Origin of the sequence: Fodinibius sp. SL11, from assembly GCF_052060035.1 — a bacterium.
GTDB lineage: Bacteria > Bacteroidota > Rhodothermia > Balneolales > Balneolaceae > Fodinibius.
Genome location: NZ_JBPOEA010000001.1, coordinates 393,124 through 413,937 on the forward strand (window position 1 = coordinate 393,124; position 20,814 = coordinate 413,937).

Here is a 20,814-nt window from a genome sequence, read left to right on the forward strand (position 1 = left end):
GAAGCATGATTGATGATGAACACCTGTTCCCGTTATAGCCTTCTTATTTTATTGTTGGTCTTTTTGTTTTGGGGATGTAGTTCCGAAAGCGGATCACAAAAGAAGGGACCCACTCAGCCCCTCAAGCAGCTTGATCCCGGATCAGCGCAATTGTATCCCGCCCAGCGAGAGGCGAAAGCCCGTGATTTTGAAGTTACGTTATTAAGTGATAAGACGTTTAAACTCTCGGATTATGAGGGACAGGTGGTATTGCTCAATATCTGGGCTACCTGGTGTGCACCGTGCCGAGAGGAGACTCCCGATCTACAGGAACTGTATGAAAAATATAAGGATCAGGGGTTAATGGTGTTGGGGGTTTCCATTGATGAGCAGGGAGAGTCGGTGGTGCGCCCGTTTATTGAAAAGTACGAGGTTTCTTACCCGGTTGTGATCGATGACGGAAGTATTATGGATAAATACGGTCCTACCATGGGAATTCCGACGACCTACGTCATCAATAAAAAAGGGAATCTGGAATATTTTGCGGTTGGGGCGCTGACCAATAAAGAGTTGGAACCACGTATTAAGGATCTTCTTAAGCAATAGCATTGCCCTTATATTAACGTTGAGGGAATAGGGCCATTTTGAAGTAGCATTGACTGCTTTTTTGACTTTTAACAGCTATATACTCATACTAACAACGTCATAAAAATTAACTTTCGGGATAGGTTGGGTATCAAGAGGTGCAGCCGTAATACCGTTTGCTGTAGGAGTTGCTTGTGATAAATAAAATGTTGGCGGTAGTTATATATTTAGCATAGCTGGTACTAAATTCGATTCCCTTCTTAGTGTTGTTGTGTTCTGTCTCGTTGAACATTGTTGTATAGGAAGAAGATGTTGGCGATCAAACCACCATTCGACTTTAAGCGAATTATAAGCAGCCAATATCTATCTTTCTTCAGCCAACTAACACGAAATAATAGATCAGGTATGAGTTTGCTTAAGAATAAAAGGGTTGTATTCACAGTTTTCATTTCGGTCTTAATGTTAACAATTGTAGCCGGTAGTCCATATTCGGCCAATGCGCAGCAGAAGGGTGATGACGTTAATAAAACGCTTCCCCATATCCAGAAAAAGTTAGATCAGCTCAGGGAGCGCGGGGTGTTGTCTAATAAAGATAGTATGGATTCTGCTAAGGTTCGCAGTAGGGTTACTTCGGGTGTAGATTATAACTCGCTTAACAGTGATTTTACGGTTTTCGAACACGATCAGAGCTCGAATCGGAACCCGAATCCTAATCCCAGTCACAACTTTGAGCTTTACTCTCAGGGACAGCCGGTTGGGAATATCAATGGAGATAGTTTAAATGGAAATCCAGTTGATGACTATATCGTAACGGCTATTGCACGCGATGAAACCACTTCGGAGTTAGATGACCAAACATGGAAAACGGCGGTATTTTATGGGGATAATACCTCCGGAACGCCCGATCAAATCATTCGCAGAAAACTTGTGCCCGCCGGTGATCTGAATGGCGACGGTTATGCCGATGCGGTAGCAGTCGAAACTAATTTGCAATATCCGTCGAATACCGGACAGCCTGTATATATCTACGAGGGGTCGTCAAACGGTTTTGTCCAGACAGGTACTACCTTATTTGGTGGATTCAGCAGTGATCAGAAGCAAATATCATTTCAGGATTTTAACCGGGACGGTTACCAAGATGTGCTTACCTATTATCCTGATTCGTCAACGGATGTAATTATTACGTGGGGGGCGTCATTATTTAGTGATATTACATTTAATACTTTTACATCAATACTTCCCAATGGTCCGCGTCGCTTGGCTGTTGAGGATGTAGACGGAGATACGCTAAAAGAGATAGTTTCGCTGAATGGTTCGTATGGTGATGGACAGATTCATGTTGCCGAGATAGATACTACGGCCCAAACCAATCCCACAACAGGTATTACTGTAGAGCAGCAGTTTGGGTTTACCTCATTTACCTCTCAGGCCAGCGATCAACATCTTCACCTTATCGATATTGATGGCAGTGGTTATCATGAAATTTATATCTCAGAAGGTCGAAAGAGTCCCAAACATGTGGTGGCTTATGATACCGTAAGTGGTACGGGCTATAATACAGCATCTATCGAATTTTTTAACGGCTCGTTGGTTCCTTTCGGAGATTTAAATAATGACGGGCGTCACGACTTTATACAGGGTGACTCAACCAATTCCTATATGCCATATATTTCTTACGGCCCGGCCGACCTAACTACCAATCCGTCCCTGGATTATCAGCTGACAGGGAATAACAGCTCCAACTGGCAATGGGAAATGGGGTATAACCCATACAGTGGTTTTGGCGATTTGAACGGAGATGGTATTGATGATGCTCTTCTGGCTCATAACGAAGCCGTCAGTAATGAACAGATGTTGGGGCGCCGAATATTACAGGGCAGTGGATCCGGGGCTTTTAATTCCGTTTTTCATCAGTATCCTGGAGTAAACTTTTACAGTAGAATAGCATCAACAAAAAATGTCGGGGATATCAATGAGGATGGTACGGAAGACTTTGCCATGGCCCTAACGGATCAGCAAAAAGTAGAAATATATCACAGTAACAATCAAACTCCTGATATGACGCTGGATCTCACCTATTCTCCTACGTTTATAATGCAGGGAGATTTTAATGGAGATGATGTGTCTGATATAGGGGTGATGAGTCGAGATTTTTTGACTAAAACAGCTACCCGAATTGAAATATTCTGGGGTGGGGCATCGATGGATGCTAATGCAGATTTTACAGTAAATGCCTCTGATTTTCAAAGTGCTGATTCCCCGGAAATTTATGGAGTGCATAATATCGGAGATATAAATGAAGATGGGATGGACGACTTTTTAACGGGCTCATCCTTTGCTCATGACAGCACCACAAGCCCGGTTACCTACCTTAATGAGGCTTATATCTTTTATGGTGGCAGCACTATTTCAGCTTCGCCCGATATAACGATACAGATGGGCGATGGAAATGGAAACTATATCTGGGCCGGTGAAAAAGCGGTTTCACTGGACGATATCAATGGGGATGGCGTGGGTGATTTTGCAGTAAGTGCTGCAGGAAAGATGAATGCTGACGAAACATATGGGCAGGTACAGGTTTTTTATGGGGGATCCGGAAACACCTATACGAATCCGGATATGATTCTCACTCCTGCAGATTACTCCATCTCAAGTTTTGGATGGGGACTGGCATCCGGAGATTTTAATGGTGATTCGGAATTTGATATTGCGGTTAGTGGAATGAATTTTTCCGGTAGTCAAGAAGCAGGAGAGGCAATAGGGATCCAGATATATAATGGAGGACCTGATTTTGATAATATGGCTGATCGATTTTTGAATCGTCCGGTTGTTGATCTACAGAATTATTCTGCCATCAGCTATTACACCAATTTTGAGGTTAATGGTGCCTTGGAATCACTGTCTGATTTTAATCGGGATGGTAAAAATGAATTATTGTTCACTTCTTCAAATTCATCAGGTAGCCATGCAACTATATATACCTTTAACACCAGCAGTTCTGGTCCCACAATGGTATTGAAAGGGGCAAATAAGGCTACAGGGTTGGGTGGACCCTACCATGCGGCAAACGGAGATTTCGATGGTAATGGCCAGGTAGATATCGTAATGACGCAACTGCTCGACAATAACGATGCCTTTAATTCCAGTCGTGTGTATTGTTATCTGCTACCCGATCCTATTAATATCGCTTCGGTCGAAGATGTACCAGAAGACCAGGGAGAGTGGATACGAATATCGGTTGACGGTTATCTCATGGACGCGATGAGTGAAGATATTTACGGTTTTGACAGTTGGTCTGTCCGTCGTATGGAGGTTGATAGCAGTTGGACAAGCGTGGCCACAGTCAAGCCATATAGTGATGGTTCTAAGTTTGTGGATGTCCGCGTACCTAAAACCCAACCAACTGATGATAATTCGGTAGATCATACTTATCATTTTAAAGTGGTAGCGTATGATTATACCACTGATAACGTGACACGTGTGTTAGCGGAAACGGTTGTTGATAGTGGAAAAGCGTTTGATAATATAGCACCGGGACAGGTTGGCAATGTGGCGGTCACTGAACAGGCTGCCAAGACCTTGTCCTGGTCGGCAACGGACGATAATGATGTAGATTCGTATCTGATTCATGAGATAGATGCCAATGGTCAGGTGGCTAACTCTGCTGTTGGTAGCACACCACATACTGCTACGAGCTTTACACTTCCCGATACCTTCGATGGGGTGCGAAACTTCGCGGTACAGACCCGTGACGTTAATAATAATACCGGACCTGTATCTCAGGCAGTGAGTGCTCTATATCCCCAAGTTACCGGGTATAATTTTAATGCGGGTTGGAATCTCATCGGTTTGACTGTTGAGGCTGATCCGGATTCCATTCAAGCCAAACTTCAAAATGCAGCTGCCAGTGGTGTTTTTGAATACAATGGTGGGTATACGGAAATTTCTAATATGGAAGCAGGAAAAGGGTATTGGGTGAAGTTTTCTGGCGATGAGCTACAAGAGCTGCAAGGACTTCCCTTCGCAGATCTAACGGTAGATTTACAGCAGGGATGGAATCTTATTAGCGGTGTGGGCGGAGCGTTGCCTGTTTCTATGATACAAGATGCTGATGGTATATTTCTGTCCAGAACAGTATATGCGTTCGATCAAATGTATGCTTCTTCGGATACACTACAACCGGGCACGGGGTATTGGGTTCGGGCTTCAGCTGATGGGACAGTGAGATTGACACATCCCAAAATACAGGCTGCAAATCAAAATACGGCACCGAAGAGAAACCAGTTAACAAAGCAAGATGAAGAAGTCGAAAAACAATTTGGAATGGTTACCATATCTGATGGTCATAATAGCCGAACCCTCTATTTTGGCAGTGAGCTGCCTGAGCAGATTGACAAGCGGAACTATTCGTTGCCACCATTGCCTCCCGGCAATGTTTTTGATGCACGCTTTGATGATGATATGCGTCTGTCTGAAAAAGAAGAGGTGCAAATCTCATTAAACAGAGCTGAAGATACAGCGCTGAATATTTCTTTGAATACCCAAAACCTTATTGATCATAAACGCTATACGGTGCAAGAGTTTAGGGATGGAGAGCTTCTTACCGAATATACTGTACAGGGTGATGAGTCGGTGGATATAAAATATGGGGAAACAAATTCACTACTGTTGTCACCTGCTGGCAATGAACTTGATACAGAGAATGATATGCCTGAGAAATTCAAGCTGGAGCAAAATTATCCCAATCCATTTAATCCAACTACTCAAATTGAATATGCTGTTACTGAGCAGGCCAGTGTTACCTTGGAAGTATTTAATATTCTGGGACGGAAAGTAGCAACCCTTGTCAACAATGAGCAACAACCCGGTAACTACCAGGTTACTTTTGATGGATCTAACCTTGCCAGTGGAGTATATTTGTATCGCTTGCAGGCGGGCAATAAGGTATCTACGAAAAAATTTATCTTAGCTAAGTAGTAACATCACAATAATGTTAATTCTTAATGCAATTAGCTGATGCGATTATTACTGATATCATTGCTGCTTAGCTTTATGCTGACCAATTGTCCTATCCAGGAGGATACCGATTTGGTTGAGATGCAGGCTTCAGTAAATCCGGAAGAGGCAGGAGAGGTAAATCCACCGATAGGAACTTATATAGCAGGTAAAGAAATTACGGTTACTACACAGTCTGCTGATTCGCAATGGCAGTTTACTGGGTGGAGCGGAGATACCACCGCACAGAAAGATTCCATCACTTTTGCTATTACCAAGAATATGAATCTTACTGCTAACTACAGAATTCCGGCTAAAGCTTTTAGCAATAAGGTTACGGTAACCGATGGTTTAAACAGTAAGCAATTGGTTTTTGGGATGAATACCGATGCTACCGCCGGCTTTGACAGCGGCATTGATGTGGAATTGCCGAATGTAACTCCACCCGATGGAGCATTTTATCGACGATTTAACATCCCCGATTACGCACTAAGTGAAGATTACAGAGCGGTACAAGAAGAGCAGACCGTCTGGGAGATAGAGTTTGCTCCTCAAGAAGGACAGAGTATTACGCTTAGTTGGGATTTTACCGGGACAACTCATGTAGGGACGCTTACCCTTACCGATGATCCCATAAATCCCACATTTGAAGTGGATATGAAGGCTAACACCACTTATGATGTAACGGATACATCCGTAAATACCTTATATATTGTTAGTAACTGATGTTATGAATCTTGTTGCGACTTGCCGTGATCTTTAGCCGGTAATTTGCCGGTATAGGTTATGCTTTGATCAATAAATTTTTGCAGGGCTTTGGAATGTGAGTACACTTTTTCTTCGATCATGATAAAGTCATCATATAACCCCTGATCCGGTAAATATTTTCTGATGCCGGGACGATCGGTCAATGATGATGCCAGCTGCTCTCCAATTCGGGCTATAAGCAGATCCTCATAAATACCCAGACACATATTTCCGTTAATGAGATAACCTACACCGCCGCCTTCCTTTCTTTTTTCCAGCTCTTCATTGGCAATTAGATGGTGATCTAATAAATCTTCCAGTTTCTCACTATACTCAGCCACGGTTACCCGATTAATTCAGAATATTATTTATTTGCTCAAGGTGGTTCGCCAACACTCTTTTTTTAAGATTATCAATTTTATGCTCGATATCCAATGGAACAGAAGCTTCTGAGTCTTGTAAAGATCTTCTATACAAAATGAGCGCTTGTCCCATAGATTTTTGAGAACGTTTGAATGATTCTTCGAATAGCAGATCTCCCTGTTCAACAAGCAGATCTGCAACGGCTAAAGCTAACTCAGATTTAAAAGTATCATCATAGGTAAAAAGCTCAAGTGTTTGCTTAAAGCCAAGCTCGTAAAATTTCTTTGGATGATCTTTGGTGAGCCTGCATAATGCATTCTGGATTTCTTCTATGGCTTCTTGATATTGGTTTTGGTTCTTTTTGAATATGATCTGCTGAAGCAGTTGCGTAAGATATTAGATCTGCCGCATCAAGAAATCCTGTTCGTGGCGATGCATAAAACCTTACTTCAGGTTTTGGGTTTTAGCCCGCGAGGCTTCGGCCATCTTACTGTGATATTCTGATAATTTACCGTCAAGCTCATTGTCTGTAGTGCTGAGCATGCGAATAGCCAACAGAGCGGCATTGCCTGCCTTGCCAATAGCTACGGTTGCTACAGGAACACCCGGAGGCATTTGCACAATAGAGTAGAGGCTATCAAGTCCGCTTAGTGTGCTTGTTTTAACGGGAACGCCAATAACAGGCAGGGTAGTGTGAGCGGCCGTCATTCCTGGCAGGTGAGCGGCGCCTCCGGCACCTGCAATAATTACTTGAATACCCCGATCACGAGCTGTTTTGCCGTATTGAGCCATGTCATCAGGGGTTCGGTGGGCTGAAACCACTTTTTTTTCATAGGGAATCTCAAAGTCATCTAATATTTCACAGGCTGCTTTCATCGTTGGCCAATCACTGTCGCTGCCCATGATTACGCCAACCAGAGGATCTATATTACTCATTCTGTTTGATTTTATTGGAATTTAATTATGATAAAGGATACAGAATCAGGTTGAATGTTAAAAGCTTGGTTATTTTGAACTTTAACCCATAAGCCTCAACGATCCTAAAACTAAATTCGAATTCCATCAGTTAAGGATTGAGCTTTTTTGTAAGTGGATTCCATGTCGTTACCCAATAGGGTGTAGTGGGCCATTTTTCGACCTGGACGACTATCGAGTTTGCCATAAACATGGAGATGTCCGTCGGATGCAGTTAATGCCTCTAATGCATTATCAACTTGGGTATCGCGCTCATCGGTACCTAACAGATTAATCATGGCCACAGCCGGGGCACGCAATTCGGATGAGCCGAGTGGAAGGCCCATTACAGCACGGACATGATTTTCAAATTGTGAGGTTACACACCCTTCGATGGTGTAGTGTCCTGAATTATGGGGACGGGGAGCCGATTCGTTGAGCAGCAGGTTTCCCTCTTTGGTTAAGAAAAACTCATAGGCAAAAATACCCTTCCCGTCGATAGCCTCTGTAGCTTTGACTGCCAACTCTTGAGCTTTTTGTTGGATGGACGTTGCCACGGGGGCGGGAGATTTTACAGCCACACAGATATGGTTTTCTTGCACTGTTTCGCAACAAGGGTATACTACATGACCCGTTTCATTGCGGGCAACCTGCACAGCCAATTCATGGGTAAAATCTACAAATGCTTCGGCCACAATATCGTGATTGTCATGTCCGCCAAGGTCATTAAACGCTTTTTTGGCCTCTTCGAGATTTTGAATCGTTTCATTTCCATAGCCGTCATATCCCCCTTTGGATGATTTGAGCACATACGGCCAGCCGTAGTTTTGGCCAAATTCCTTTAGGTCTGTTACCGTTTTGACGAGCTTATAGGGGGTAACCGGAATGCCGGCGTTTTCGAAAGTACGTTTTTCGATGAGTTTGTTTTCAATTTTAGCAAAACTATCGGGGGCGGGAAATATATTTGTGCCGCTTTGCTCTTGGGCTTTTCGGAGAACGGCCGAATCAATAAATTCATTTTCAAGCGTCAGAACATCACATAATTTGGCAAATTTAGCAAGGTCATCCACTGAATCATACGACCCTGTGGTTGAATGTGGGGTCATAAATTGTACGGGCTCGTTTTCATTCCGATCAGAAAACACACCAACCTGAATACCGTACCGAAAAGCCTGTAATCCAGACATTCGAGCTAACTGTCCGGCGCCGAGAAAGCCCATTTTAAAATTTGCGGATAAAGGATTTTTATTCATTATGCTATTGCTATTTATAATTTCGAAATTTGAACCGAACTTAATAATTATTCAGCTGGGAATTAAGAAAATTGGTACGGTAATTTGAATAGCTTATCTATTCTTAATTTTGCACAAAGTATCGTATTTTAAGAGCCGTTAATTTTAAAAACATCTTCCAAAAGAAGTAGGTACATGGATATTGAAGCTAAGTTAGAGCAGGTAAAAGAACGGTTTGAAGAAGTAACAGCGGCGATGAGTGATCCATCGGTGTATGATGATCCGGACCGTTATACTGAGCTTACCAAAGAGCATAGTGATTTAAAGGAATTGGTGGAACTTTATGACAATTGGAAAGAAACAAAAAATCAAATTGCCGGTAATAAAGAGCTTATTGAAGAGGGAGATGACGAAGAAATTACAGAAATGGCTAAACTTGAGTTGGAAGAGTTAAAGCCGAAGCTTGAGCAATTGGAAGAGGATATTAAGTTTAAGCTAATTCCCAAAGATCCGGATGATACCAAGAATGTAATTGTTGAATTGCGTGCTGGAACGGGGGGAGATGAAGCTGCTATTTTTGTAGGAGATCTGTTTGATATGTACCGTCGTTATGCGGATAAAAAAGGATGGAAACTGAATATCCTGAGCCTTAGCGAGTCTACCAAGGGAGGATACAAAGAACTGAACTTTGAATTGGAGGGTGATGAAGTCTATGGTGTAATGAAATATGAAAGCGGAGTCCATCGCGTGCAGCGCGTACCGGAAACGGAAACGCAGGGACGCGTACATACGTCAGCGGCGACCGTCGCCGTATTGCCCGAGGCCGAAGAAGTAGATATTGACGTAAATATGTCGGATATCCGGGTAGATACGTTCCGTGCCAGTGGGGCTGGAGGACAGCATGTGAACAAAACAGATTCAGCAGTTCGGTTAACGCACGAACCAAGTGGAGTCGTAGTAGAATGTCAGCAGGAGCGTTCGCAACATCAAAACAAAGATAAAGCGATGAAGATGTTGCGATCAAAGTTATATGAGAAAGAAGAGGAGAAACTTCGCAAGGAACGTGAACAGGAACGCAACAGTCAGATTTCTACCGGTGACCGCAGTGCCAAGATTCGAACCTACAATTTTCCGCAAAGTCGCCTGACCGACCACCGCATTAATTTAACGGTGTATAACCTCGAAGATATTATGAAGGGAGAACTTGAGGAGGTTATTGAAGCGCTGCGTGTTCAGGATAATCTGGATAAGTTGAATGCCGTAATGGAGGAAGGATAGTTATTGGTTATTAGTTATCGGGGAAGCCCCGATAACTAATAACCAATAACTAATAATAACTAATCGTTAAACGGTAGGACCTGCCTTGATTAATTCTTGGCTTGCCTCATCTTCAAATTGCTGAAAGTTTTCAGCAAACATAGCAGCTAACTCTTCAGCTTTTTCATCATAGGCTTCCTTGTCACTCCAGGTTTTTCGAGGAGTGAGTACTTCTGTTGGAATGCCATCCACTTCATTAGGAATAGCCAGCCCAAATACCGGATCAATATCGAAGGTGGCATTATCAAGGTTGCCGTCCAGGGCTTCACTCAACATCTGACGAGTATGGCCCAGTTTCATCCGGTGACCTTCGCCATAGGATCCGCCGGTCCAGCCGGTATTAAGTAACCATACCGTTGAATTATGCTTGCGGATCTTGTCGGCCAGAAGCTCGGCATATACTGTGGGATGCAGCGGCATGAAGGGGGCACCAAAACAAGCTGAAAATGTCGCCTGTGGTTCAGTAACACCACGTTCGGTACCTGCTACCTTTGCAGTATATCCGCTTATAAAATGATACATAGCCTGCTCAGGCGTCAGCTTGGAAATGGGAGGGAGCACTCCAAAAGCATCACAGGTTAAGAAAATTACATTGCTGGGATGATTACCTTGGCCACTATCAGCAGCATTGGGAATATAGTCGATGGGGTAGGAGCAGCGCGTATTTTGAGTATAGCTGGTATCGTCAAAATCGGGTTCACGATTTTGGTAGAGTACTACGTTTTCGAGAATAGTACCCGGCATTTGGGTGGTAGCATAAATAAGGGGTTCCCCTTCTTCAGAAAGATTGATGGTTTTGGCATAGCACCCGCCTTCGATATTAAATACACCGTCTTCACTCCAGCCATGTTCATCGTCACCAATAAGAATGCGACTTTGATCAGATGACAAGGTGGTTTTTCCTGTACCTGACAACCCAAAAAACACTGCGGTATCACCGTCTTGATCCATATTGGCCGAACAGTGCATAGCCATTACATCCTGCTTGGGAAGCAGGTAATTCATCACGGAAAAAATGCCTTTTTTAACTTCGCCGGAATACAGCGTGCCGCCAATCAGGATAATCTTTTTATCAAAATTAACGAGTACAAAAGCCTCACTTCGAGTTCCGTCTACCTCGGGATCGGCTTTGAAGTTAGGTGCAGCCAGTACCGTAAAATCAGGTTCATGATTTTTAAGCTGCTCATTGGTAGGACGAATAAACATGTTGTGCGCAAACAACCCATGATAAGCGGCTTCACTTACAACCCGTACATTCAATTGATATTTTTCGTCGGCGCCGGCGTAGCAATCCTTCACATACAGTTTTTTGTCCTGCATGTAACCGGTTACCTTTTCATACAAATTTTTAAAAACTTCCTCATCTGTAGGCTGATTGATTTCTCCCCAATCAATGTCGTCATGAATAGAAGGTTGATCAACAATAAACTTATCTTTGGGGGAACGTCCGGTATATTTGCCGGTTAATACACGAAGCGCATAGTCTTTAGTTAGAATGGCCTCTCCATTTTCAATCGCCTCTTCATAAAGCTCAGGAGGTGTGAGATTCCAAATGGCTTTCTCGTTGTTTTCTAACCCTAAATAATCAAGTCCAACGTTGCTGCGGGGATGTGAATGCTTACTCATTGATAAGTGATTTTAGATTCCTTTAGCGTTTTTATTATTCCAGCTCAAAAATAAAAATTGGTTGTTATAATCGCTACCAATTTCAGATGCTAAGTATAAGCATAATTATCATGAAAGTGTTGTGCCTCTTGAGGATATGAATTCTTTATATATCGAAAGCGCTTACAGCCTAAATAACAAAAGAAGAGTACAAGGTATTTATAAATAAGTTATATACGTGATCTAAATGAATAACTAAATAAAGTATCCTTTTTTTAATCAATACCAGTCTTTTGGAAAGGACAAATCATAATATTTCCAATTGGCATCTGAGCAACTGGTACATATAAGGCCCATTATTTTTCACTGTGGAAATTCTGCAAGAAGTTTTTTGGTGTTGAGTGTTAAGTCAAACGTTTCTCCCTTGAGATCAGTAAAAATACGGTATGCTTTTTTAAGATACTCTTGGGCTAAATTATATTCTTTTAACTCAAAATAGGTTTTGCCCAAATAATGTTGGTTTTTCCCATAATACAAGGTGTTGGTTTGATCATTGTCCTCAAAAATTTCTTCTGCCCGAAGTAATAATTCATCAGCCTGTTCATAGTTATTTTGCTGATACTTAAATATTCCATGACTGTTTAAAATCTTGCCCAGTTCTAAAAAGGAAGAACCATAATTATCTTGAAATATTTTTTCTCCCTTTTCATAATAGGTATTTGCTTTAGTCGGTTTATTCCACTCCTTATAAAGGGATGCTTTTGTAAAGGCCAGATACCCATTATAGCCGTGTTCCTTACCAAATGCATCAATCATGGTTTGGGTGGCTTTTTCCAATGTTTGTTCAGCTTGAATAAACTTTTTTAAATCTATTAATAGGGTGGCATAATTACGGAGAGCAAGAGCATAACGGTAATGCGTAGTTCCTGCTTGTTTTTTTATAATTCGGATTGATTCCCGGTGATATTTGATAGCTTCATCAGATTTGCCGAGTTCATGAGCAGTGAGTGCCAATCCGCTTGCTGTGGAAGCTACCAACATATGCTCCGTACCTAACGCCTGTTTTCGAATACGATAGGCCTTGTTGAATAATTCATAAGCTTTGTTACTAAGATTCATTCCCATATAGGCTACCCCCATATTATGGTAGGTGAGTCCAAGCTCGGGATTATTGGGTTCATATATTTTTTTTCTTAGTTGTAATGAGGCCTCATAATTTTCAATAGCCTTTTCAGGGTTACCTAACTTGGAATATGCTACAGCTAAATTATTAAAATAGTATGCTTTATCGCTGATTGATTTGGAATCATTATTATTGACCGGAAACTGATTGATCTTCTCTAATGTTTTTATTGCTTTGTTGTATTCTGCACGTTCATTATACACATTGCCAATATTGTTAATATTGACTCGGTATTCAGAAGTGTGGACCGATCCCATTTTTTGGTGTAAAGAATCTGATTCTTGGAAAAATACCAAGGCCGAATCGAGCTTTCCTTCTGCACGATATAAATTACCTATTAGAGTGTAAATATCTGCTGTCGATATTGATTCTGTTTGTACGGAGTCAGAAATTAATTTATAGGCTCGCTTAATATTGGGTTTGGCCTCATCTACTTGGCCCATGTTTAATTGAATTTGCCCTATTGATCCCAGAATAAGAGCTTTGTTGTATGACGAGACGGGTTTCGAATCAATTTTTTGTAAGCCACGTTTGAGTATTTCGCTGGCGGTCATGTCTTCGCCAACACTTTCTTTAGGATTATTAGACCTAAATAGAGAAAGAAGAAAATTTGTCATCTCTTCAGCACGCTCACTTTGGATTTGAGCGCGATTGCGTTCTTCTGTCAATCGCCAGGTATAAAACCCGATGAGCCCTATGGTCAGCATCATAATAACGGCGGATAGTGTTAGGCTTTTCTTATGACGTCCAACAAATTTAGAGGCCCGATATTTGAAGGTATCGGTACGGGCCGATACGGGTAGACCGTTCAGGTAATTATTTAAGTCTTCCAGAAACTCAGTGGCCATTCGGTACCGTTGTTCCGGCTCCTTGCGAATTGCTTTGAGTGCGATTCCATTGAGATCGCCTTTTAATTGTACAGCACGTTTTTTAGAAGGGGCTTTTTTACTGGGTTTATCTGCAGACTCTGTTAAAATAATCTGTTCAGCTTCGTATGTAGTTCGATCCTTTAAGTCAAAAGGGGGGTGTTCACAAAGAAGCTCATAAAAAATGACTCCCAGCGAATATAAATCAGTAGCAGTGGTAATATTTTCTTGTTTGATTTGTTCAGGGGCGGCATACTTTGGGGTCAGAAGGCGGGTCCCCGTTCGGGTAAGAGAAAGGTCATCGTCATCTTCGAGTAGTTTGGAAATGCCGAAGTCAAGAATTTTAACATTACCGCTTTCATCAACTAAAATATTATCCGGTTTTAAATCGCGGTGTATTACCAAGTTTTCGTGAGCAAAGCGAACAGCCTCTAAAATCTGTTTAAAAAGGACTATTCGATCTCGGATTGAAATCTCATTCTTGCTACTATATTCAATAATGGGAACTCCGCACACATATTCCATGATGATATATGGAAAACCGTCGTCTGTAATACCGCCATCATAGAGCTGGGCAATACCCGGGTGTTTAAGTCCGGCAAGGATGCGTTGCTCTCTTCTGAAACGTTCAATATTAGTCTCAGTAGCTTGACTATGGCGAATAATTTTGATCGCGACTTGATGGTCAAAATTATCATCAGTACGCTCAGCCAAGTACACTAACCCCATACCACCCTGACCGATTTGTTTTTTGATCGTATAGGATCCAACTTGTTGACCTATGAAATCATAGTTGGTATTCAGTGATTCCAAGTCTCCTGTAATGCCACCTAAAAATTCATGCTTGTGATTTTTTAGGTCATTTAGCCATCCTTCGGAATCAAAGATGGATTCCACTAATTGCGTAACCTCATTCTTCAGACGTTTATTTCCTCCACAGGTTTTTTCAATGTAGGCGTAACGTTTTCCTGGGGGTAGGTCAAGAATCTCATCAACAATCTGTTCAATTTTGTCCCAGTTTAAATCACTCATGATGGTATCAATCCCGAATTGAATTTAAGTTACATACTGTTAGGCAACGAAGAATATCGCAGTGATCTATTTTATATAGATATACGAAAATAAAAGATCTAACAGATCATCTATTCTATCTCAAATCTTGCTTTCAATTTATTATAAAGCCATCCCCGAGCCTTCATCCAGTCTCTTTTTACGGTACTTTCTGAAATGTTTAGTGCTAAAGCTGTTTCTTCAATGGTCATTTCCCCAAAAAAACGCATTTCAACCACTCTAACCAGTCTTTCGTTTAGTTTTTCCAGCTCATTTAATGCATCGTCGATATTTATAAATTCTTCAGTCTTTTGTTTTTGAGCATTTAAAATACCATCAATATAGGTTAGGTTTTTTTCCTTACCACCCCGTTTCTGGGCATGCTTTTTTCTTGCATGATCAATGAGAATTTGTCGCATGCATCGCGAGGCTATTGCCAAAAAGTGAGACTTGTCATTAAACTCAATCTGGGTTTGGTCAATCATTTTAAGGTAAGCTTCGTGCACCAGCTCCGTTTTTGAAAGCGTGTGATCAGGATTTTGACGCGCCATATGAGAATAGGCCATCCGATGCAATTGCTCATAGATGAGGGGATATATTTTATCAAATACTCCTTTTTCTCCTTCCCTAAGTCGTAAAAGCAGTTTTGTAACTTCTGAACCGGTACCCATTTATGTCTGTAATTTATTTATCAAATCTTTCGGCATTCTCTCACTATTACGTATGCCTCGTGTTTTTGGAGATGATTTAGTTTGAGCCAATTAACATAAATTTTTCGTTATACGCCAGTTTGCCTGTTTATCTCTCTTATTAAGGAAAGGAGGGCTGTTTTATATCCCCAAAATAATCCGGATCTCTTTGAGCCCTTTCACCAATTGGTTTCGTATTTCTATTCTGATGGGGATCACCCTTTCAAAAAGAAACTTAAACCATACATACAACTAAAAAAATATAATTTATGAAAATCATACGAACGCTACTTGGTTTTTCGATAATGGCGATGGTACTGTTTAGCTCTTGTTCGGACAGTCCATCAAGTACTGACGATAACAATACTAACAACCCTCCTGTCAATGAAGCCCCAACTGCTGTGGCCGATGCCGATGCGACAACCAAAGATGTAGGTGAACAAATTACCCTTGATGCGTCCGGCTCTTCTGATCCTGATGGTGATAATCTTTCATTCAGCTGGAATTTAGATACTCCCAGTAGCAGTAATGCTCAACTGTCTGATACTCAGGTTGAAAACCCTACGTTCACCCCAGATGTTGCCGGTGACTATGTGGCTACGGTAACTGTAAATGATGGGAATGGAGAATCCAGCCAGGATGATGTTACGATAACAGCTGAATCAAATATTGTTGAGATTACTGATGATATTACGGAAGATGAAATCTGGACCAGTGATAAACAATACCGAGTGTTAAATTATATTGAAGTACGAAATGGTGCCAAATTAACCATTGAACCTGGAGTTACGGTTACATTTGCCTCGGATGCTGGGATTTCGGTTAGTTCCGATAACTCGGTACTTGTTTCTGCTGGTGAGTCAGGAGCACCCATTACTTTAACTGGTGAACAAGAATCTAACGGGTATTGGAGAGGAATCCGTATTAATTCAAATTCCGTAGAAAATGAAATTAGTTATACTATTATAGAATACGCTGGTAGCACTTCCGCGGGTACATACTTTGAGGCGGCAGCACTGACCATTGATCGAGCAAAAGTTCAGCTTGCCGATGTTACCATTACTAACAGTGGACAGCATGGTATTCAAACCCGAAGGGATGGTTCGGAATTTGCGATGCAAAACATGATCTTTGCCGAAAATGATGGGGATCACGCTTATATTCATATCAGTCAAATTGGATATTTTGATGCCGGAAGTACCTTTGACGGTGGATATGTAACAGCATTTGGCGGTGGTACAACCGTTGATATGAACGTAGCTGCTCTTAATGGTGCAAAATATCAAATCGTAAATAATGTAGACTTTGATCATTATGTAACAATTGCAGCCGGCGCCGAGTTTGAGTTTATCGCTGATGCGGGAATTGTAGTCGGAAACGGAGCTGTTATTGAGGCGGTTGGTACTGAAACCGACAAAATTGTGTTTACCGGAACCAGCAAGGCACCAGGCGCATGGCGTGGTCTGAGAATTGTTTCGGCTTCTGTTGACAATATTATGGAGCATGTTAATATCAGCTATGGCGGAAGTACAGAAATGGCGACTTATTTCGGAAAGAGCAATATGGTAATTGATAATGCCAAGCTTACCCTTCGAAACGTATCTTTTACGGGCAGTACCGGTTATGGTATCGAAACCCGAAGAGAAGGGGCAGACTTTACCTTGCAGAACAGCAGCTTCGATAATAACGCAGATTCCCATATGCTAATACATCCCACACAAATTAGTGGAATTGACAATCAAACCAACTTCAATGGTGGAGATGTGGAGGTATATAAAGGGGATACAGAATCCTCGGGATCTGAAACCTGGAGTAATCTTAACAACGGAGCCTATTATGTTACGGGCACCATAACATTTAATAACAGTGTAACGATAGAACCCGGAACACTTTTCGAGATGGATACAGACAAAAAGCTGATCGTTTCTGCCGGAAATAATCCGGGTACAATTAAGGCCTTGGGCTCAAGTCAATCACCTATCATATTTACTGGCCGATCAGAGGTACCGGGCGCCTGGGGTGGCATTCTTGTTTCGTCTGGGTCTGTAGAAAATGAAATGGATCACATAAAAATTGAATATGGCGGTGGAGATGATCTGGCTATCTATTTGGATGCCGGTAATCTTGGTGTCTATAATGACGGATACCTGAATCTATCCAATGCCCAAATAGAAAATAGTGCAAGTTACGGAATCATCGTAAGAGAGAGTAGAGATGCACAGCTCAATATGGGTAGTAATGTGACCTATTCAAATAATGGGAACGACAATTTATTAATCGATTAACACATAGTTCAAAATTGCATTTAATAGCCGATAAAAGCGGGACGTTGATAGCGTTCCGTTTTTTTTTATTAATGAGCTGTTTTATGATTAAAGTAAGTAGCTATGAGTAAGTTCATACATAAAAAAATTAATACAAGCATTCCCCGATGGCTCGGGGGGATTCATTGATGGTTCAGGAGCGTTAACTAAAAGGTTAAAGACTTACGATTAAGGTGGGTACTTGGGAGATTTAAGATATTGATTAAACAAATTCGTTGACCTGTTTTATCTATTATATAATATCATTTTTTCAGGATTACGGCTATATGACCTGTTTTTGAGTTCGGTCTCGTATATACTACTGGAGGTGCAAAAACAAATACCGAATTCAAATTCATATCGCTATGATAAATAAAGCTACGCTACTCTGCATTGTAATTTCACTTTCACTTATTTTTGGGTGCAGTGATAACAGCACGGGACCTGACAATAATAATGATAACGGAAACGAAGATAATCCACCTACTGCAAGTGCAACAGCAGATGCCGGCAGTAATTCAGATGAAGTAGTAGGGTTTGAAGTTATCGCAGATGGGTCGGGTTCAAGCGGCAGTAGCAGTGTAAGCTATTCTTGGGCCATAAGCAGCCAACCGGCAAACAGCAGTGCTTCATTAAGCGATGCGGATACAGAGAATCCCAGTTTTATTCCGGATTTGCCCGGAGAATATACCCTGCAGCTTGAGGTTACCTCAGATGGTGAGAGTGATACCGATGAAGTGGTTTTTTCGGCTATTGCAAAGCGCCTTTTTGTGGATGCCAACAATGGTTCTGATGGAGATATCAATGGATATATGCAAGACAGTCCCTTAAAAACAATTACAAAGGCACTGTCTGTTTACGATCAAAATGAGAATGATGCCTTTTTGGATATTGATACGATACGTGTCGCTGAGGGGGTATATGATGAGGCCAATGGAGAAAGTTTTCCGATTGATTTTTCTGGAAACCTAATAGTAAAGGGGGATCAAAATGTCGATCGGAGTAATATCCATATTTTAAGTCCTGATGTAGACAGAGATCCGGCCATAGAACTTGGTGAAGGAATAACCTTGCAACACTTGCATATTGAGAATGGTTATACCGGCGGTTCTTTTAACGGAGATCCTGATGCCGTCTTTATTAAAAGTGGAACTTCAGTTGAGACCTCAAATGTGATCTTGGAAGATGTCTCAGTAACTATGAATGCTGAAGAAGGGGTGGCAATCTCAACCGGCTCATCAATGAATGTAGAAGTAAGAGGTTTCGAAGGGGCACGTAATATTATTAATGGGAAAAGTGTTGGACAAGCCTATACAAACCGTTTTAATACTTCGGATACGCGGGTTCATATCCAGGATACCGACGTAATAAATATGGGTGATGTTGAGGCCTTTGACATGGAGGATGCTAATAACCTGAACGTGATTGTAACCAATACGACCGTAAGACCGGGTGCATCAGTTATTGAACCGCCAACGGCTTTTCAAATAAATGCCAATAATTGCAGTTTATCACTTGATGGCGTTACAGTAACCACAAGTAACGGGACCGAAACTGGAAATCGATATCAGCGGGCATTGGATATGGATGCCGACCAACCCAACAGTAATATTGAAGTTCGTAATTCTACTTTCCAATATACCGCAATCTCTACTATCGAGTTATATGCTGCTGATGTAAATATTGTTGATAGCATTATTGAAGGCACCAACACCGAAGAACGGGCAGCTGGTAGTATCAACTACTTGAGTAATGATGGCATCAAGCATCTCGATGGTTCTCTTAAAGTACGTGGTACCACTATTCGAAATATTTACGGCAATGCTATTGCGATTGGAGGCCCTGATAGTCCAAATGATAATAACTTCAGCGTCGATTTAGGAACCGATGGGTCAGCCGGAAATAACGTTTTTGAAAATATTGATGGTTGGGATATAGATCTTACCCGCGGTTCAGGTGATGTGTCCGGCGAAGTCCCGGCTATTGGTAATACGTGGTCAAATGCAGCAGCTCCCAGATGTGGTGCAGATCGCAGCCAGCCTGAAGATGGAGAGATTCAAGTGAGTGTCAGTGGAAACAGTCTTCGATGGGGGTTAGGAAGTGGTGAAGTCTGCAACTGATCTAACCATCAGGAAGTAGCTAACTATTACGGGTCTTATAAATAAACTACTCTGATAGAGATAGATACCTTTGATGCCATCGCTTTAGGGCGGTGGCATTTTTTATTTTGTCTGAAATTTCCAAAGAATGTTTAAATGGATTTATTAACTATTTAATTAAAAACGATTCTATAAATTAAAGTAGGTAGCTTGTTCGCTTGGAATTTTGATATTCGGATTCCGGTTAGTGATAAAGCGCATGATTTTAGCGATATCATCTACCTTTAGAGTGATAGCTGCTGATTGATCCCCCAGTAGTTTCTGAAAAGAGGTTTCGTTTTTTTTCTGATAGAGCAGATGATAATTAGTAGAGAAATCGAATAGGGCTTCATCAGCATCACGTGGATCATGTGGGGCAAATTGCAGCTGTTGAATGTTATCAACCGGAATTTCGAGCGTATCGGTTTTCAAATCTCCCTTTTTGATATTAATAAGGAGTAAATTATCATCAAAATAGAGAATAAAATGATACAGAGGTTCTGATAATTTGATGATGCCGGAAAAGCTTATTCCAAAAAGACCCAATGCAAGCAGCTGTCTGATATTAAAGGGATACCAGTTCATCGTTACAAAAGAACCGGCCAGTAAGTAGGTTCCGCCGGCAGTGGCAACCAGAATAATTAATCCCCAAAAAAGGTGGTTGCTTTCCTCGAATACATGCAGTTCTTTATGTCTCATTGCACTTGCATTATGATGAGTTGATTTTATATCAGAATGATTAATAAAAGTCCCAGACGTTTAATATCTTTCGCCATTAAATTGCGTTCTCAAAATTATGTTATAGCGT

The 20,814-nt window shown here is 41.5% G+C and carries 13 protein-coding genes; 6 read left to right on the forward strand and 7 right to left on the reverse strand.

The genetic code is table 11. From position 1 onward, the window contains the following. Window positions 1-12 precede the first annotated feature (12 nt). From ACQ76V_RS01580 to ACQ76V_RS01590, 3 genes are all read left to right on the forward strand, one after another. Window positions 13-585 (forward strand): TlpA disulfide reductase family protein, encoded by a 573-nt coding sequence (locus ACQ76V_RS01580; protein WP_440998708.1) that lies wholly within the window; start codon window positions 13-15, stop codon window positions 583-585. 438 nt (window positions 586-1,023) lie between these two features. Further along, complete coding sequence (locus tag ACQ76V_RS01585) at window positions 1,024-5,541, forward strand: FG-GAP-like repeat-containing protein (protein WP_440998709.1); 4,518 nt, start codon at window positions 1,024-1,026, stop codon at window positions 5,539-5,541. Between the two features lie 39 nt (window positions 5,542-5,580). Next, a complete protein-coding gene (locus tag ACQ76V_RS01590) occupies window positions 5,581-6,285 on the forward strand; it encodes an InlB B-repeat-containing protein (protein WP_440998710.1) in 705 nt (234 codons plus the stop codon). Window positions 6,286-6,287: 2 nt separating this feature from the next. Here ACQ76V_RS01590 and ACQ76V_RS01595 read toward each other — a convergent pair whose 3' ends face one another. The 3 genes from ACQ76V_RS01595 to ACQ76V_RS01605 all read right to left on the reverse strand — a co-directional run bounded on the left by ACQ76V_RS01595 (window position 6,288) and on the right by ACQ76V_RS01605 (window position 8,876). Further along, a complete protein-coding gene (locus ACQ76V_RS01595) occupies window positions 6,288-6,647 on the reverse strand; it encodes a hypothetical protein (RefSeq protein WP_440998711.1) in 360 nt (119 codons plus the stop codon). A 466-nt stretch (window positions 6,648-7,113) separates the two neighbouring features. Then, entirely contained in the window at window positions 7,114-7,596 is a 483-nt protein-coding gene (purE, locus tag ACQ76V_RS01600; RefSeq protein WP_440999020.1) for a 5-(carboxyamino)imidazole ribonucleotide mutase, read from the reverse strand. A gap of 119 nt (window positions 7,597-7,715) precedes the next feature. Further along, window positions 7,716-8,876 (reverse strand): 5-(carboxyamino)imidazole ribonucleotide synthase, encoded by a 1,161-nt coding sequence (locus tag ACQ76V_RS01605; protein ID WP_440998712.1) that lies wholly within the window; start codon window positions 8,874-8,876, stop codon window positions 7,716-7,718. A gap of 141 nt (window positions 8,877-9,017) precedes the next feature. On the opposite strand from ACQ76V_RS01605, the gene prfA reads away from it, so the two are divergent. Continuing rightward, window positions 9,018-10,133: a peptide chain release factor 1 gene (gene prfA, locus ACQ76V_RS01610; protein ID WP_440999021.1), complete on the forward strand. Its 1,116-nt coding sequence runs from the start codon at window positions 9,018-9,020 to the stop codon at window positions 10,131-10,133. 66 nt (window positions 10,134-10,199) lie between these two features. Here prfA and pckA read toward each other — a convergent pair whose 3' ends face one another. The 3 genes from pckA to ACQ76V_RS01625 all read right to left on the reverse strand — a co-directional run bounded on the left by pckA (window position 10,200) and on the right by ACQ76V_RS01625 (window position 15,547). After that, the gene (gene pckA, locus ACQ76V_RS01615; protein ID WP_440998713.1) at window positions 10,200-11,798 is read right to left on the reverse strand and encodes a phosphoenolpyruvate carboxykinase (ATP); all 1,599 of its coding nucleotides are present in this window, start codon (window positions 11,796-11,798) and stop codon (window positions 10,200-10,202) included. Between the two features lie 342 nt (window positions 11,799-12,140). After that, window positions 12,141-14,858: a protein kinase domain-containing protein gene (locus ACQ76V_RS01620; protein ID WP_440998714.1), complete on the reverse strand. Its 2,718-nt coding sequence runs from the start codon at window positions 14,856-14,858 to the stop codon at window positions 12,141-12,143. Window positions 14,859-14,968: 110 nt separating this feature from the next. Next, window positions 14,969-15,547 carry a sigma-70 family RNA polymerase sigma factor gene (locus ACQ76V_RS01625; RefSeq protein WP_440998715.1) on the reverse strand — a complete coding sequence of 193 codons (579 nt, stop codon included), beginning with the start codon at window positions 15,545-15,547 and terminating at the stop codon, window positions 14,969-14,971. Between the two features lie 287 nt (window positions 15,548-15,834). Between ACQ76V_RS01625 and ACQ76V_RS01630 the strand changes: the two genes are divergently transcribed. Continuing rightward, window positions 15,835-17,850 (forward strand): PKD domain-containing protein, encoded by a 2,016-nt coding sequence (locus ACQ76V_RS01630; RefSeq protein WP_440998716.1) that lies wholly within the window; start codon window positions 15,835-15,837, stop codon window positions 17,848-17,850. Between the two features lie 383 nt (window positions 17,851-18,233). Beyond that, complete coding sequence (locus tag ACQ76V_RS01635; protein ID WP_440998717.1) at window positions 18,234-19,988, forward strand: DUF1565 domain-containing protein; 1,755 nt, start codon at window positions 18,234-18,236, stop codon at window positions 19,986-19,988. A gap of 168 nt (window positions 19,989-20,156) precedes the next feature. On the opposite strand, the gene ACQ76V_RS01640 is transcribed toward ACQ76V_RS01635, so the two are convergent. Then, a complete protein-coding gene (locus ACQ76V_RS01640) occupies window positions 20,157-20,705 on the reverse strand; it encodes a hypothetical protein (protein WP_440998718.1) in 549 nt (182 codons plus the stop codon). Window positions 20,706-20,814: the final 109 nt, after the last annotated feature.

What these genes read in the sequence shown, in the direction of transcription:
- ACQ76V_RS01580 (WP_440998708.1), top strand. Translation starts at nt 13, where the DNA reads ATGATGAACACCTGTTCCCGTTATAGCCTTCTTATTTTATTGTTGGTC.
- ACQ76V_RS01585 (WP_440998709.1), top strand. Translation starts at nt 1,024, where the DNA reads ATGTTAACAATTGTAGCCGGTAGTCCATATTCGGCCAATGCGCAGCAG.
- ACQ76V_RS01590 (WP_440998710.1), top strand. Translation starts at nt 5,581, where the DNA reads ATGCGATTATTACTGATATCATTGCTGCTTAGCTTTATGCTGACCAAT.
- ACQ76V_RS01605 (WP_440998712.1), bottom strand. Translation starts at nt 8,876, where the DNA reads ATGAATAAAAATCCTTTATCCGCAAATTTTAAAATGGGCTTTCTCGGC.
- pckA (WP_440998713.1), bottom strand. Translation starts at nt 11,798, where the DNA reads ATGAGTAAGCATTCACATCCCCGCAGCAACGTTGGACTTGATTATTTA.
- ACQ76V_RS01620 (WP_440998714.1), bottom strand. Translation starts at nt 14,858, where the DNA reads ATGAGTGATTTAAACTGGGACAAAATTGAACAGATTGTTGATGAGATT.
- ACQ76V_RS01625 (WP_440998715.1), bottom strand. Translation starts at nt 15,547, where the DNA reads ATGGGTACCGGTTCAGAAGTTACAAAACTGCTTTTACGACTTAGGGAA.
- ACQ76V_RS01630 (WP_440998716.1), top strand. Translation starts at nt 15,835, where the DNA reads ATGAAAATCATACGAACGCTACTTGGTTTTTCGATAATGGCGATGGTA.
- ACQ76V_RS01635 (WP_440998717.1), top strand. Translation starts at nt 18,234, where the DNA reads ATGATAAATAAAGCTACGCTACTCTGCATTGTAATTTCACTTTCACTT.
- ACQ76V_RS01640 (WP_440998718.1), bottom strand. Translation starts at nt 20,705, where the DNA reads ATGAGACATAAAGAACTGCATGTATTCGAGGAAAGCAACCACCTTTTT.